The organism is Moorena sp. SIO3B2 (assembly GCF_010692525.1).
Taxonomy (GTDB): Bacteria; Cyanobacteriota; Cyanobacteriia; order Cyanobacteriales; family Coleofasciculaceae; genus Moorena; species Moorena producens.
Window position 1 is genome coordinate 1 of sequence record NZ_JAAHHE010000943.1, and the last position, 1,180, is coordinate 1,180.

The 1,180-nt window shown below is 40.6% G+C and carries 1 protein-coding gene and 1 pseudogene; both read right to left on the reverse strand.

Annotated elements, in window-relative coordinates; translation table 11 throughout:
* Window positions 1-104 precede the first annotated feature (104 nt).
* On the reverse strand, window positions 105-854 hold the full coding sequence (locus tag F6K38_RS42540; RefSeq protein WP_008190821.1) for a Uma2 family endonuclease: 750 nt from the start codon (window positions 852-854) through the stop codon (window positions 105-107).
* An 83-nt stretch (window positions 855-937) separates the two neighbouring features.
* Window positions 938-1,180 (reverse strand): annotated as a pseudogene (locus F6K38_RS42545) (Uma2 family endonuclease); the annotation flags it as partial.

The following is a 1,180-nucleotide window of genomic DNA, read 5'->3' on the forward strand; positions in this document are numbered from 1 at the left end:
ACGCGCACGCTACGCCAATGGCTGACAGCTGACGGCTGACGGCTGAATTCTTAAACACTTTCAGCCTACTCCCTTCGCTCCTCCTTATCCAAAACTGACCTTAGTTATTCTTGCAGTCTGTGATTAATGTCTTCTACTGATAAGCTCAAGGCTTCAGCTATCTGTTCCACACTTAACCCTAATCCTAATAAATGGGAAATAGCTTTCTGTAGTGCTTGTTCAGTTTGCTGTAGTGCTTGTTCAGCTTCCTGATAAGCCATGTCCAGTTCTTGAAAGTTTAATAGCTTTTTTCCCAACTTCGGATCGAAAAACTCTAGTTTTCCCTGATTCACTTGAAGTTCTAAACCTAAGACTTCACTGTAAATCGAGAAATCTTCATCTCCTAAAGGTTTGCTAGCTATAGGCTCATAGTTTCCCTCCACCAGACGTAATCCTTTCAGGGGTGGTTGGAGATAATCTTCCACAGGGTCATACTGCATGTATTCTAATACTCCCATATCTTGGTATGTTTGGCGATTAAATCTTTGATCAGTTCCCTTAGTATTTATTGAAGTTACTTCTAATATCCAACTCGGTAAATTTCCTCCTTCTTCCCAAACTTTGTAGTGTTTTCGTAGTTTATTTTCTACTCCGAAAATTACAAATACATCAGGCTCAATTACCGCATCATATACGCCTTCTAGGTAGTAAATCGATAAGTTGCCGGAAACATAAACATCGTCTCGATTTTTGAAATAGTTTTTCAAGGCTTCTACGCCATAAATGATATAATCTCGGTTAGGGTCACTTTCTGCCATTGGTGTACCATTAGTATTGCGATAAAAAAATTTAGGTTTTAATTGCTCATTAGTCATTGGTGATTAGAACAGGGAACAGGGAATAGGGAATAGGGAATAGGGAGCAGGGAATAGGGAATAGGTAAGGGGGAATAACCAATTTAAAGGTGACGGTTAACCTCTGGCACTGATAAATTTAGTGCTTCAGCTATCTGTTCAACAGTCAAGCCTAAGCTTAATAACTGGGAAATAGCATTCTGTAGCCCTTCTTCCGCTCGTTGTCGGGCTTGAGCTTCAGCAGCTCGCTCTAACTCCGCTTGTTGTCGGGCTTGAGCTTCTGTGGTTTGCTCTAACTTTGCTCGCTGATAAGCTATCTCCAGTTCTTGAAAATTTAATAGCTTTGT

Excerpts from the sequence above, each read along its gene's own strand:
- F6K38_RS42540 (WP_008190821.1), bottom strand. The coding sequence starts at position 854 with ATGACTAATGAGCAATTAAAACCTAAATTTTTTTATCGCAATACTAAT.